This is a genomic window from Chitinimonas prasina, assembly GCF_030160395.1.
GTDB lineage: Bacteria > Pseudomonadota > Gammaproteobacteria > Burkholderiales > Chitinimonadaceae > Chitinimonas > Chitinimonas prasina.
Genome location: NZ_BSOG01000001.1, coordinates 709,886 through 722,291 on the forward strand (window position 1 = coordinate 709,886; position 12,406 = coordinate 722,291).

Genomic DNA, 12,406 nt, shown 5'->3' on the forward strand with positions numbered 1-12,406 from the left:
TGTTTTTTTGGATGCGCAGCAGTAAGAGCCTGTTCAAAGGCCTACTTCACCACGCGCAGATGCCCACGCCCTGCAGGCGGGGCAGCGGGTGGCGGTTCCTCATCATCGGCCGGCGGTGCCTCCTTGGCATCCTCCTTCAGCACCACGGCTTCCGGCACGCTGGGCGACACCGGCCGCAAGGCGCTGACGCGTTCCTCGCCGTGCTCCTCCTCACCCGCTTCGGCGAACTCCGGCTCCCAGGCCATGCCCTCGCCCGTCTCGCGGGCAAACAGGGATACCACGGCGCCTATGGGCACGGCGATGTCGCGGGACACGCCATTGAAGCGTGCCGAGAAGTGCACATAATCGTCACCCAGCTGCATATTGCGGGTGGCGTTATAGCTCACATTGAGGGTGATCTCGCCATTCTTCACGAACTCCATGGGCACCTGCATCTTGCCGCGCACGGCGACCACCAGATAAGGCGTATAGCCGTGGTCGGAGCACCATTCGTGGATGGCGCGCATCAGGTAAGGCTTGATCGGAACTGGTTTCATGCGCTTCGCGTAGGAGAAGGAAGGAGTCGGTACAAGGCAATAGGCCCGACACGGCATGGCCGGTCGGGCCCATCACGCCTTACATCATTTGCGCATGGCTTTTTCGTTAGGCGTCATCGAATCGATAAACGCCTGACGGCCGAACAGACGCTCGGCGTACTTGAGGATGGGTGCCATCGGCTTGGACACTTCCACGCCGTAGTGCTCCAGACGCCACAGCAGGGGCGCAATCGCCACGTCCAGCATGGAGAACTCTTCGCCCAGCATGAACTTCTGCTTGGCAAACAGCGGCGCGATCTGGCCCAGGTTGTCACGGATGGTGGTGCGGGCCTTCTCCAGGTCCTTCTTGCTGGACGCGCTGTTCTCCAGGGTACGCACATGCACGAACAGTTCGCGCTCGAAGTTGAACAGCATCAGGCGGGCACGGCCGCGCATGATGGGGTCGGCCGGCATCAGCTGCGGATGCGGGAAGCGCTCATCAATGTATTCGTTGATGATGTTGGATTCGTACAGGCACAGGTCGCGCTCGACCAGCACAGGCACTTCGTTGTACGGGTTCATCACGGCCAGGTCTTCCGGCTTGTTGTGTATGTCCACGTCAACGATCTGGAAGTCCATGCCCTTTTCGAACAGGACAATACGGCAGCGGTGGCTGAAAGGGCAGGAAGTGCCGGAGTACAGGGTCATCATAAGCGGGGGATCTCCATCAACGGCAATAGTCGTAAACGATCGAGTTTAGCATTTTGCCTAGGCAAATAGCCAGAAAAGCAACATAAGCAACTGATTCAAAAAAGAAAACGGGAGGAATCACCTCCCGTTTCCGACTGCAGGACCACACAGCTGCGGAGCAGGCTTAGTGCAGGTCGCTCCAGTACTCGCGCTTCAGGATATAGGTCATGGGCACCAGCAAGAAGATCAGGAACAGCAGCACGCTGTAGCCTATGCTCTCGCGCTTCACCTGGGCCGGTTCGCTCATCCACACCATGTAGTTGGTCAGGTCGGTCATACGCTCGTCAAAGTCGAGCATATTGGCCTTGCCGTCTTCCAGGCGGGTCAGTTCGCCCGCCTTGGTCAGCACCAGCTGGTGGGTGGTGATCTTATCCTTGCCGTTCACATGCTCCACCGTCTCCCAGGAGCGCGCCACCGGGCCCTTGGCCTCAGCCTTGCCCTCGATGGTACGCAGTTCCAGGTCGCCCTGCAGCTGCCACAGCACATGCGGCATGCCAACCTTGTCGAACACCGCGTTGTTCCAGCCAGTGGGACGGCTGCTGTCGCGGTAGAAGCTGCGCAGATAGGTGTAGAGCCAATCGGCACCACGCGAGCGGGCAATCAGGGTCAGGTCGGGCGGGGTGGCGCCAAACCAGGCCTTGCCGTCCTTGGCCTGCATGGCCACGCGCATCGGGTCGCCCACCTTGTCGGTGGCGAACATCAGGTTGTCCTTGATCTGCTGCTCGCTCAACCCCAGGTCGGTCAGGCGGTTATAGCGCATGGAGCTGGCGCCATGGCACGACAAGCAGTAGTTCACGAACACCTTGGCGCCGCGCTGCACCGATTCGGCATTGGCGACACGCAGCTCAACCTTGTCCAGCGCGACACCGCCAGAGGCCGCCAGGGCGGTCAGCGGGGCCAGCAAGGCACAGGCGGCGATAATCCGGGCAATCTTGTTTTTCATCTTATTCGTCTCCCTCGATCAAACCAGCTTGGCGAACACAAACGAACCAAGGATGGCGATACCCACGTACATCAGGAATGCCAGCTGGCGCGAGGTATTGGTTTCGGTAACGCGTGCCGGCACCGGCTCGGTACCTGGGTCGTTCTTGGTATAGAACGGCATGAGCAGGAAGAAGCCGAAGTAGATGACACTGAAGATCTGCGACAGGATGGTGCGCAGCTCAGTCGGTGCCTTGGCACCCAGGATACCCAGGCCGATAAAGGAGATCAGGAACAGCACCAGGGCCGTCTTGAACTTCTTGCCACGATAGCGGATGGACTTGACCGGGCTGCGATCCAGCCAGGGCAGGAAGGCAATGATCACCACAGCCGCACCCATGCCTATCACACCCCATACCTGGGTACCCAGGAAGGACGGAATGGCGCGCAGGATGGCGTAGTAAGGCGTGAAGTACCAGACCGGTGCAATATGCGGCGGGGTCTTCAGCGGGTCAGCCGGATCGAAGTTGGGGTGCTCCAGGAAGAAGCCGCCCATCTCCGGCGCAAAGAACACCACATAGCTGAAGATCACCAGGAACACCGCCACACCAAAGATATCCTTGATGGTGTAGTAGGGGTGCATGGGGATGCCATCCAGCGGAATGCCGGTCTTGGGATCCTTGTTCTTCTTGATTTCGACGCCATCGGGGTTGTTCGAACCCACTTCGTGCAGCGCTACCAGGTGAGCCACCACCAGGCCCAACAGGACCAGCGGCACGGCAATCACGTGCAGGGCAAAGAAGCGGTTCAGGGTCGCATCGGACACCACGAAGTCACCCCGTATCCACACCGACAGGTCAGGCCCGATCACCGGGATGGAAGCAAACAGGTTGACGATCACCTGCGCACCCCAGAACGACATCTGGCCCCATGGCAGCAGATAGCCCAGGAAGGCTTCGGCCATAAGGCACAGGAAGATCAGCATGCCGAAGATCCAGATCAGTTCGCGTGGCTGCTTGTAGGAGCCATAGACCAGACCACGGAACATGTGCAGATACACCACCACGAAGAACATGGAGGCGCCGGTGGAGTGCATGTAGCGGATGATCCAGCCACCCGCCACATCGCGCATGATGTATTCGACCGAATTGAAGGCGACCGACACATTGGTGCCGGGGATCAGCGACCCATCCGGCTTGTAGTTCATCGTCAGGAAGATACCGGTGACAATCTGTATCACCAGCACCAACAGGGCCAGCGAACCGAAGTAGTACCAGAAGTTGAAGTTCTTGGGCGCATAGTACTCGGACATATGCGCTTTCCATGATGCCGTCACCGGGAACCGGTCATCCACCCAGTTCACCACGGTATTCGTCAGGGCTTGCAGCTTGCTCATTTCAGGCCTTCCCTCTTATTTGTCTTCGCCGACCAGCAACACCGCATCATTCAGGTACTTGTAGGGCGGTATGTCGAGGTTCTTGGGAGCGGGCACGCCGGAATAGACGCGGCCTGCCAGGTCGAACTTGGAGCCGTGGCAAGGGCAGTAGAAACCACCCATCCAGTCCGCACCGAGATCAGCCGGGGCCAGATCGGGACGGAAAGTCGGCGAGCAGCCCAGGTGGGTACACACCCCCAGGGCCACCAGTATATTGGCCTTGTCGGCACGGGCACGCGTCTTGTTCTTGGCGTACTCCGGCTGATCGCTGCCGTTCGAGTCGGGGTCGGTCAGCTTGCTTTCGATCTTGGCAAGGCTATCCACCATTTCCTTGGTGCGGTTCACTACCCACACCGGCTTGCCGCGCCACTCGACGTCTATCTTCTGGCCTGGCTCGAGCTTGCTGATGTCCACCTCTACCGGCGCACCGGCAGCCTTGGCACGCTCAGACGGGAAGAAGCTGGCAATAAAGGGCGTGGCGACCCCGACCACGGCGACGCCACCCACGGCGCCGGTCGCGAGCGTCAGGAAGCGCCGCTTGCTGTTGTCCACTTGATTCGTCATACCCAGTCCCTGACTTTCTGACTTTTTTGAAATGTGTAAACCCAGGATGCCGGCAGCAGGTCTGCTTACCGAGACCGACGGCACTGAGAGCAGCCGACAAGACCCAGCACAGCAACACCGGCCATGTGCGCAAGCGTAGGCTGTACCTGGGGTACGACAAGCTTGCGCCACAACACCGGGAGGGTTTTGTCAGCAGCTCTTAGGCTCTGTTGTCATCTGCCTCAGGCAGAAGCACATCACAACAGAACCTAAACTAGGTGATTTTAACCGATTCCCCCAGCTTGGATAAGCCTTTGCCGCAAAGGGGTTATTGAAAGCCCCCCCGGCACTGTACTTTCGGCGCCACAGCAACACCCAAACAACCACCTGCAACAGCCCGCCATGACCAGGCGGCATCAGATCGGGTTGGCCAATTCCACATAATGGGTATCCAGCCCAAACTGGCCGGCCAGATGGGCCGCCAGCGCCTGCACCCCATAGCGTTCGGTGGCATGGTGGCCCGCCGCGACAAAGGCCACACCATGCTCCAGCGCGGCATGGTAGTTGTGCTCGGACGCCTCGCCGGTCAGAAAGACATCGCAACCCGCCGCAATGGCCGCGGCAAAATAACCCTGCGCCCCGCCCGTACACCAGCCCACCCGCCGCACCGGCCGGTCGCCCTCACCAATCACCAGGGGCCGCCGCCCCAGGCTGGCCTCGACCCGCTGGGCAAACCCCGCCAGGCTGCACGCCTGCTGCGGCACACCCAGCCAGCCCAGCTCCTGCTCACCAAAGCGCCCCTCCGCCACCAGGCCCAGCAACGCCCCCAGGCTGGCGTTGTTGCCCAGCTCCGGATGCGCATCCAGCGGCAGATGGTAGGCCAGCAGGCTGATATCATGCTGCAGCAGCTTGCCCAGGCGGCGACGCTTGCTGCCCACCACCCGGGCATCCTCGCCTTTCCAGAAATAGCCGTGATGCACCAGGATGGCATCTGCCTCCCAGGCGATGGCAGCATCGATCAAAGCTTCGCTGGCCGTCACGCCACACAGCAGGCGCTGCACTTGGGCACGCCCCTCGACTTGCACGCCATTAGGGGCATAGTCTTTGTAACGGTCTTGCTGGAGCAGTTGTCCGGTATAATTTTCCAACTCACGCAATAACATAGCGGCCGCCGTTCGCAAATCACATGAAAAAACTCTGGCTGATTTTCGCACAAACCACCACCGTGGGTCTGGCGGTCTGGTTTTTGCTCACCCTGCTCAAGCCGGGCTGGATACCCAAGCAGATGGCCGATGTGGTCACGCTGCGCGAAGCACCCGCGGTGGAAGCCCCCGTGCACCTGCCTGGCAATATCAGTTACCGCGAAGCGGTACGCCATGCCATGCCCAGCGTGGTAAACATCTATACCAGCAAGGAAATCAAGAAACGGCGCCACCCGTTGCTGGACGACCCGCTGTTCCGCCGCTTCTTCGGCGACCGCTTTGAGAATAGCGAAAGCCAGCGCACCTCCAGCCTGGGCTCTGGCGTCATCGTGTCGGCGCAGGGCTATATCATCACCAACAACCATGTGGTGGCCTCAGCCGACGAAATCCAGGTGGCCCTGTCGGACGGCCGCACCACCACCGCCATCGTAGTGGGCGCCGACCCTGAAACCGATCTGGCCGTGATCAAGATCGATCTGCCCAACCTGCCTGCCATCACCTTCGGCCAGGTCGAGAAGCTCAATGTCGGCGACGTAGTCCTGGCCATAGGCAACCCCTTTGGCGTGGGCCAGACCGTCACCATGGGCATCGTCTCTGCCTTGGGGCGGACCAATCTGGGCATCAATCCCTTCGAGAACTTCATCCAGACCGATGCCGCCATCAATCCCGGCAACTCCGGCGGCGCACTGGTTGATAACGCCGGCAATCTGGTGGGCATCAACAGCGCCATCTATTCGCAAACCGGCAGCGCCGTGGGCATAGGCTTCGCCATTCCCGCCAGCACGGTAAAGAGCGTGATGGAACAGATCATCAAGGACGGCGCCGTCACCCGTGGCTGGATAGGGGTGGACACCCAGGACCTGACGCCCGAGCTGGCGGCCAGCTTCAACCTGGCCGAAGGCACCGAAGGCGTATTGATCAATGGCGTGGTGAGAGGCGGCCCCGCCGACCGTGGCGGCGTCAAGCCTGGCGATGTGCTGATTGCCGTCAATGACGAAGCCATCCATGACTTCAACGGCATGCTGAACCTGGTGGCCAACCAGAAGCCCGGCCAGGAAGCCAGCATCAAGGTACTGCGCGGCGGCAAGCCGCAGGAATACAAGGTCAAGATAGGCAAGCGCCCACCACTGGCCAGCGACCCAGGCGAGGAATAAGCGCCGCCAGCGCGCGCTCACTTAGCCTGAACCGCTACGCCGGGTTTTGCTTGCGACGCCTACCCCCCGCCTGATACAAAACACCCCAAGGCCCGGACACAGATCCAGGCTATTGGGGTGTTTTTCATGGCGAATCCAGCGCGGCCGATTGGACTGGGCATCGCTGCCCTTTGCCCGCCAGCCTAGCCCGAAGCCTCAGTATTCTCCGCCTGCTTGGGCACCATCAGCCAGGCGGCCAGCACCACACCCAGCTCAAACAACAGCCACAGCGGCACCGCCAGCATGACCTGGGACAACACATCAGGCGGGGTCACCACGGCCGCAATCACAAAGGCGCCCACGATCACATAGGGCCGGGCCTCGCGCAGCTTGGCCACGGTCACAATGCCCATGCGTACCAGCACCATCACAATCACCGGTGTCTCAAAGGTAGCGCCAAAGGCCAGGAACATACCCAGCACAAAGCTCAGGTATTTATCGATATCCGTCATCATGGCCACCCCCTCGGGTGTGACACCGGTCATAAAACCGAACACCACGGGGAACACCAGGAAATAGGCAAAGGCCATGCCGACCAGGAACAGCACCACGCTGGAAACGATCAAGGGCAGTATCAAGCGCTTCTCATGCTGGTACAGGCCCGGCGCCACAAAGGCCCAGGCCTGGTACAGGGTATGCGGCAAGGTCAGCAGAAAAGCCACCATGCCCGCCACCTTCATGGGCACAAAGAAACTGGAGGTCACATCGGTGGCTATCATCTGGCTGCCCACCTTCATGGCCTTGAGCATGGGCATGGCGAGCAGGTGATAGAGATCGCCAGCCCAATTGAACAGCAGGCAAAATGCCACCACCATCAGCAGCACGGCGCGCACCAGCCGGCTGCGAAGCTCGATCAGGTGCTCGATCAGGGGTTGCAGGTCTTGTTGCATGACTATCCAGTCGCTCAGCGACGGTCACGCACAGCGCTGGACTGTGCGGCAGGCTCGGGCAGGGGGCTGATAGGCGCTATCTCAAGCGGCGGCGTGGTAGTGGTAGGCGGGGCAAACAGGTCGAACTGCGGCGCCTCGGGCGTGCCGGCCGCCAACGCAGCCTGGTCCGCCGCAGAATGCCCGAGGGGATCCGCCGTCGCGTCACGCGCCTCGCCCAGCACCCCCTGCAGATCCTGGTTCACCTCTTTCAGCTCGCCATTCAGCTGCTGGTGCATCGTGCGCCCAGCCTCATTCATCTCGGCTTCCATCTGGCGCAGGCTATCGAGGTCTATCTCACGCTGGATATCGGCCTTCACGCCGGCCACATAGCGTTGCAAACGCCCCACCATGCTGCCCAGCGTGCGGGCGACCTTGGGCAAGCGCTCCGGGCCGATGACCACCAGGGCCACCACCCCCACCACCAAGAGCTCGCCAAAACTGATATCAAACACGGCTTAGCGCTTGTCCTTGCTGGCTTCGTTCTCGAACACCCGGGCGCCTTCCACCGGTTTCTCGGCAATCTTGGGCTTGTCATCATCCGACTTCATGCCTTCCTTGAAGCCCTTGATGGCCGAACCCAGATCCTTGCCCACGCCGCCCAGCTTCTTGGTGCCGAATACCAGCACCACGATAACCAGCACGAGCAGCCAATGCCAAATACTGAAGGAACCCATTTTGCTACCTCTCCCAACGTTGCCGCCGTGCTCAAGCACGGCGTTGTTTACTGTACCAGCTGCGCCATCATGGTTTCGGCCTTGCCACCGCCGCCGAACACATGAAGATGCAGGTGGAAAACCGATTGACCGCCCTTGGCGCCCGTATTGATCATGGTGCGGAAGCCCTCACCCAGACCCTGCTCACGCGCCAGCTGCGGCGCCAGCGCCAGCACCTTGCCCAGCAAGGCCTGGTCATCCGGCACCAGGGTCAACAGCGATTCGATATGGCGCTTAGGCACGATCAGGAAGTGAACGTTCGCAATCGGGTGTATATCGTGGAAGGCGATCACATCGTCATCCTCGTACACCTTGTTCGACGGTATCTGCCCCTGCGCTATCTTGCAGAAAATGCAGTTATCACTCATTGCCTACTCCTTGCCCGCCGTGCGCGCATTTTTTTCATCTATGCCCGAAATCCCCTCGCGCCGGGCCAATTCAGCCAGCACATCATTCGGGCCCAGGCCCTGGTGCGACAACAGCACCAGGGTGTGAAACCACAGGTCGGCCACCTCGTACACCAGATGCAGGCGGTCGCCATCCTTGGCCGCCATCACGGTCTCCACCGCCTCCTCGCCCACCTTCTTCAGGATGGCATCCAGGCCCTTGTCCATCAGCTTGGCGGTATAGGAAGACGCCGGGTCAGTCCCTTTGCGGTCTTCCAGGGTCTGGGCGATGCGATAGAGTATGTCGGGGTTGATCATATGGGTGGCTCAACAAGACGGGCGATTATAGGCGGGGAAAAAGACAGTTGGGTGACAAGTCTGCGCGGATGCGCATGGCGCGCAACACTGGCGCAGTAAAAAAAGCCGCAGCCGCCAGCGCGGTCGTTGCAAATGCGCCTATCCAGCGCAAGCCCGGCTCTTTCTTGGGAGCAGGCTACGCTGCCGGCTAATGGCCAGTGTGGCCACCATAGATGGCATCAGGGTCTTTCAGTACCGCATCCGTCACCACCCACTGCTCATCCACCAGCTTGCGGTACAAGCAGCTCTCGCGGCCGGTATGGCAGGCAATGCCACCGGCCTGGGCAATCTGCATCACGATCACATCGCCATCGCAGTCGAGCCGTAACTCGCTGACGGTTTGCAAATGCCCTGATGCCTCGCCTTTTTTCCACAGCCGCTGGCGCGAGCGGGAAAAATAATGGGCGATACCGGTCTGCGCCGTCAGCTGCAGCGACTCCCGGTTCATATAGGCCACCATCAGTATCCGCTGGCTGTGCGCATCCTGCGCAATCGCCGTCACCAGGCCCTGGGCATCCCAGCGCACCTCATCCAGCCAACTGCTCATAGCCTTACCTCTATACCCTGCTGGCGCATCAGCTGCTTGGCTTCTCCCACGGTATGGTCACCAAAATGGAAGATGCTGGCGGCCAGCACCGCATCGGCACGGCCCAGCTTGATGCCGTCGGCCAGGTCCTGCAGCTTGCCCACGCCACCCGAGGCGATCACCGGTATGGTCAGCGCATCGCTGACTGCACGGGTCAGCGCCAGGTCAAAACCCGAACGCGTGCCATCGCGATCCATGCTGGTCAGCAGTATCTCGCCTGCCCCCCGGCGCTGCATCTCCAGCGCCCACGCCACCGCATCCAGCCCGGTGGCATTGCGTCCGCCGTGGGTATACACCTCCCAGCGCGGCGCGGCATCGGGCGCACTGACCCGTTTGGCGTCGATGGCCACCACAATGGCTTGCGAGCCAAAATAGCCGGCCGCCTCCTCCACCACCTCCGGCCGGGTCACCGCCGTGGTGTTGATACCCACTTTATCGGCACCGGCATTGAGCAGGCGCCGCACATCCTCGACTTTGCGCACACCGCCACCGACCGTCAGCGGGATAAACACCTGCTCGGCCACAGCCTCGATGATGTGCAGTATCAGGTCGCGGTTATCGGAGCTGGCCGTGATATCCAGGAAAGTCAGCTCATCAGCGCCCTGCTGGTCGTAACGGCGGGCAATCTCCACCGGGTCGCCTGCATCGCGCAGGCCAACAAAATTCACGCCCTTGACCACGCGGCCATCGGTAACGTCCAGACAGGGAATGATGCGTTTGGCGAGCATGGCGGGCCTGTGCAGCGAAATCGAAAATGAGAATGAGGAAGGAACAAGGCAGCCGGCTCAGGTCCAGCCCTGCCGCCCCGCCCCGACAAGCAGTTCAGCCACCCAGCTCGTCAGCCAGTTGCTGGGCAGCGGCAAAGTCCAGCGTTCCCTGGTAGATGGAGCGGCCGGCAATCACCCCGCTGACGCCCTCGCCTTCAACAGCGCAGAGCTTTTGCACATCATCCAGATTGGTCAGCCCGCCCGAAGCAATGACCGGTATGGTCAGGCTCTGGGCCAGCTTGACCGTCGCCTCGATATTCACGCCACTGAGCATGCCATCGCGGCCTATGTCGGTGTAGATCACCGACTCCACGCCGTAATCCTCGAAACGCTTGGCCAGATCAACCACATCATGGCCGGTGATCTTGCTCCAGCCATCAATGGCCACCTTGCCGTCCTTGGCATCCAGGCCCACGATCACCGAGCCGGGAAACGCATCGCAAGCCTCATGCAGAAAGCCCGGCGTCTTGACGGCCGCCGTACCGATGATGACGTAGCGCAGACCGGCCTCCAGGTACTTCTCTATGGTCTCCAGGTCGCGTATGCCCCCTCCCAGCTGCACCGGTATCTCGCTACCCACCACCTCCAGGATGGCGCGCACGGCCTCCAGGTTCTTGGGCTTGCCAGCAAAGGCGCCGTTGAGGTCCACCAGGTGCAGGCGGCGGGCACCCGCATCCAGCCAGCGCTGCGCCATTTCGGCCGGGTCGCCAAAGACGTCGGCAGAGTCCATTTCGCCTTGTTTCAGGCGCACGCACTGACCATCTTTCAGGTCGATTGCGGGAATGATGAGCATGATGTTCTTCAGCTTATTGAGCAGGTTGAACCGTGCCGTCCCAGGCTACGAAATTCTTCAGCAATTGCAGGCCGGCAGCATGGCTTTTCTCGGGGTGAAACTGGGTGGCAAAGATATTAGCGCGGGCCACGGCAACGGTGAAGGGAAACGGATAGTCGCTACGCCCCACCGGCAGCGCCGCATCAGGCGTATCCATATAGTAGCTGTGGACAAAATAGAAGCGCGACCCGTCTGCAATACCCTGCCACAAGGGATGCGGCCGGGTTTGCCATACCTCGTTCCAGCCCATGTGCGGCACCTTCAGCCTGCTGCCGTCGGCGGCCACCATGCGCTCGGCCTCAAAACGCCTGACCTGCCCGGGGAACAAGCCCAGCGCCGGTGTGTTGCCGCCCTCCTCGCTCAGCTCAAACAACAGCTGCGCCCCCACGCATATCCCCAAAAAGGGCTTGCTGGCGGCGGCTGCCAGCACAGCTGGGCGCAGATCGCGGGCCAGTAGCTCACGCATGCAGTCGCGCATGGCCCCCTGTCCAGGGAACACGATCTTGTCGGCGGCGGCAATCACCGCCGGATCACTGCTCAGCTGTATTGTCGCCTCCGGCGCCACATGCTCCAGCGCATGGGTCACCGAGCGCAGATTACCCATACCGTAATCAATCACGGCTATCTTCATCGACATGCTCTCACGCAATGCCAACCGCCTCAGGCGGTCAGCGTTCCCTTGGTCGAGGGCATGCTGCCCGCCGCCCGCTCATCCACCTCTACCGCCATGCGCAAAGCACGGCCAAAGGCCTTGAAGATGGTCTCGGCCTGGTGATGGGCGTTCTTGCCCTTCAGGTTGTCGATATGCAGAGTCACCATGCCGTGGTTGACGAAGCCATGGAAAAACTCGCTGAACAGGTCCACATCGAACTGACCTATGCTGGCGCGCGTATATTCCACCCCATAGTCCAGCCCCGGTCTGCCCGACAGGTCTATCACTACCCGGCTCAAGGCCTCGTCCAGCGGCACATAGGCATGGCCGTAGCGGCGTATACCCTTCTTGTCACCCAGGGCCTTGGCCAGGGCCTGGCCCACGGTGATGCCGATATCCTCGACCGTATGGTGGGCATCGATATGCAGGTCGCCCCGCGCCACAATATCGAGATCCACCAGGCCATGGCGAGCCACCTGGTCCAGCATGTGCTCAAGAAACGGCACGCCGGTATCAAAACGGCTCTGGCCCGTGCCATCCAGGTTCAGGGTCACGGTGATCTGGGTTTCCAGGGTGTTGCGGCTGACGGTAGCTGTTCTCATGACTAAGGCTCTGAAAGGTTCCG

At 61.0% G+C, this 12,406-nt stretch carries 17 protein-coding genes; 1 reads left to right on the forward strand and 16 read right to left on the reverse strand.

Annotation, left to right across the window (positions count from 1 at the left end):
- Positions 1–41: 41 nt before the first annotated feature.
- The 6 genes from QQK16_RS03375 to QQK16_RS03400 form a co-directional block, all read right to left on the reverse strand.
- Positions 42–536 (reverse strand): ClpXP protease specificity-enhancing factor, encoded by a 495-nt coding sequence (locus QQK16_RS03375; protein WP_284195011.1) that lies wholly within the window; start codon positions 534–536, stop codon positions 42–44.
- Between the two features lie 84 nt (positions 537–620).
- Positions 621–1,226, reverse strand: coding sequence for a glutathione S-transferase N-terminal domain-containing protein (locus QQK16_RS03380; RefSeq protein ID WP_284195012.1), 606 nt, complete (start codon positions 1,224–1,226; stop codon positions 621–623).
- 163 nt (positions 1,227–1,389) lie between these two features.
- Positions 1,390–2,208, reverse strand: a complete 819-nt coding sequence (locus tag QQK16_RS03385) for a cytochrome c1 (RefSeq protein WP_284195013.1) — start codon at positions 2,206–2,208, stop codon at positions 1,390–1,392.
- A gap of 18 nt (positions 2,209–2,226) precedes the next feature.
- A complete protein-coding gene (locus QQK16_RS03390) occupies positions 2,227–3,582 on the reverse strand; it encodes a cytochrome b (protein ID WP_284195014.1) in 1,356 nt (451 codons plus the stop codon).
- Positions 3,583–3,597: 15 nt separating this feature from the next.
- Positions 3,598–4,185, reverse strand: coding sequence for a ubiquinol-cytochrome c reductase iron-sulfur subunit (gene petA / locus QQK16_RS03395; RefSeq protein WP_284195015.1), 588 nt, complete (start codon positions 4,183–4,185; stop codon positions 3,598–3,600).
- 395 nt (positions 4,186–4,580) lie between these two features.
- Positions 4,581–5,327 (reverse strand): Nif3-like dinuclear metal center hexameric protein, encoded by a 747-nt coding sequence (locus QQK16_RS03400; RefSeq protein ID WP_284195016.1) that lies wholly within the window; start codon positions 5,325–5,327, stop codon positions 4,581–4,583.
- A gap of 23 nt (positions 5,328–5,350) precedes the next feature.
- Here QQK16_RS03400 and QQK16_RS03405 point away from each other — a divergent pair, with 23 nt between their 5' ends.
- Complete coding sequence (locus tag QQK16_RS03405; protein ID WP_284195017.1) at positions 5,351–6,520, forward strand: Do family serine endopeptidase; 1,170 nt, start codon at positions 5,351–5,353, stop codon at positions 6,518–6,520.
- A 182-nt stretch (positions 6,521–6,702) separates the two neighbouring features.
- Here QQK16_RS03405 and tatC read toward each other — a convergent pair whose 3' ends face one another.
- The 10 genes from tatC to hisB all read right to left on the reverse strand — a co-directional run bounded on the left by tatC (position 6,703) and on the right by hisB (position 12,383).
- Positions 6,703–7,449: a twin-arginine translocase subunit TatC gene (tatC, locus tag QQK16_RS03410; protein WP_284195018.1), complete on the reverse strand. Its 747-nt coding sequence runs from the start codon at positions 7,447–7,449 to the stop codon at positions 6,703–6,705.
- Positions 7,450–7,463: 14 nt separating this feature from the next.
- On the reverse strand, positions 7,464–7,940 hold the full coding sequence (gene tatB / locus QQK16_RS03415; protein ID WP_284195019.1) for a Sec-independent protein translocase protein TatB: 477 nt from the start codon (positions 7,938–7,940) through the stop codon (positions 7,464–7,466).
- Between the two features lie 3 nt (positions 7,941–7,943).
- On the reverse strand, positions 7,944–8,162 hold the full coding sequence (gene tatA, locus QQK16_RS03420) for a Sec-independent protein translocase subunit TatA (RefSeq protein ID WP_284195020.1): 219 nt from the start codon (positions 8,160–8,162) through the stop codon (positions 7,944–7,946).
- Positions 8,163–8,209: 47 nt separating this feature from the next.
- Positions 8,210–8,569 carry a histidine triad nucleotide-binding protein gene (locus QQK16_RS03425; RefSeq protein WP_284195021.1) on the reverse strand — a complete coding sequence of 120 codons (360 nt, stop codon included), beginning with the start codon at positions 8,567–8,569 and terminating at the stop codon, positions 8,210–8,212.
- 3 nt (positions 8,570–8,572) lie between these two features.
- On the reverse strand, positions 8,573–8,905 hold the full coding sequence (locus tag QQK16_RS03430) for a phosphoribosyl-ATP diphosphatase (RefSeq protein WP_284195022.1): 333 nt from the start codon (positions 8,903–8,905) through the stop codon (positions 8,573–8,575).
- Positions 8,906–9,092: 187 nt separating this feature from the next.
- Entirely contained in the window at positions 9,093–9,491 is a 399-nt protein-coding gene (gene hisI / locus QQK16_RS03435) for a phosphoribosyl-AMP cyclohydrolase (protein WP_284195023.1), read from the reverse strand.
- A complete protein-coding gene (gene hisF, locus QQK16_RS03440) occupies positions 9,488–10,258 on the reverse strand; it encodes an imidazole glycerol phosphate synthase subunit HisF (protein WP_284195024.1) in 771 nt (256 codons plus the stop codon). Before hisF ends, hisI begins: the two co-directional genes overlap by 4 nt.
- A 94-nt stretch (positions 10,259–10,352) precedes the next feature.
- Complete coding sequence (gene hisA / locus QQK16_RS03445) at positions 10,353–11,090, reverse strand: 1-(5-phosphoribosyl)-5-[(5-phosphoribosylamino)methylideneamino]imidazole-4-carboxamide isomerase (RefSeq protein WP_284195025.1); 738 nt, start codon at positions 11,088–11,090, stop codon at positions 10,353–10,355.
- Positions 11,091–11,103: 13 nt separating this feature from the next.
- A complete protein-coding gene (hisH, locus tag QQK16_RS03450) occupies positions 11,104–11,760 on the reverse strand; it encodes an imidazole glycerol phosphate synthase subunit HisH (protein ID WP_308446992.1) in 657 nt (218 codons plus the stop codon).
- Between the two features lie 29 nt (positions 11,761–11,789).
- Positions 11,790–12,383: an imidazoleglycerol-phosphate dehydratase HisB gene (hisB, locus tag QQK16_RS03455; RefSeq protein WP_284195027.1), complete on the reverse strand. Its 594-nt coding sequence runs from the start codon at positions 12,381–12,383 to the stop codon at positions 11,790–11,792.
- Between the last annotated feature and the right edge of the window lie 23 nt (positions 12,384–12,406).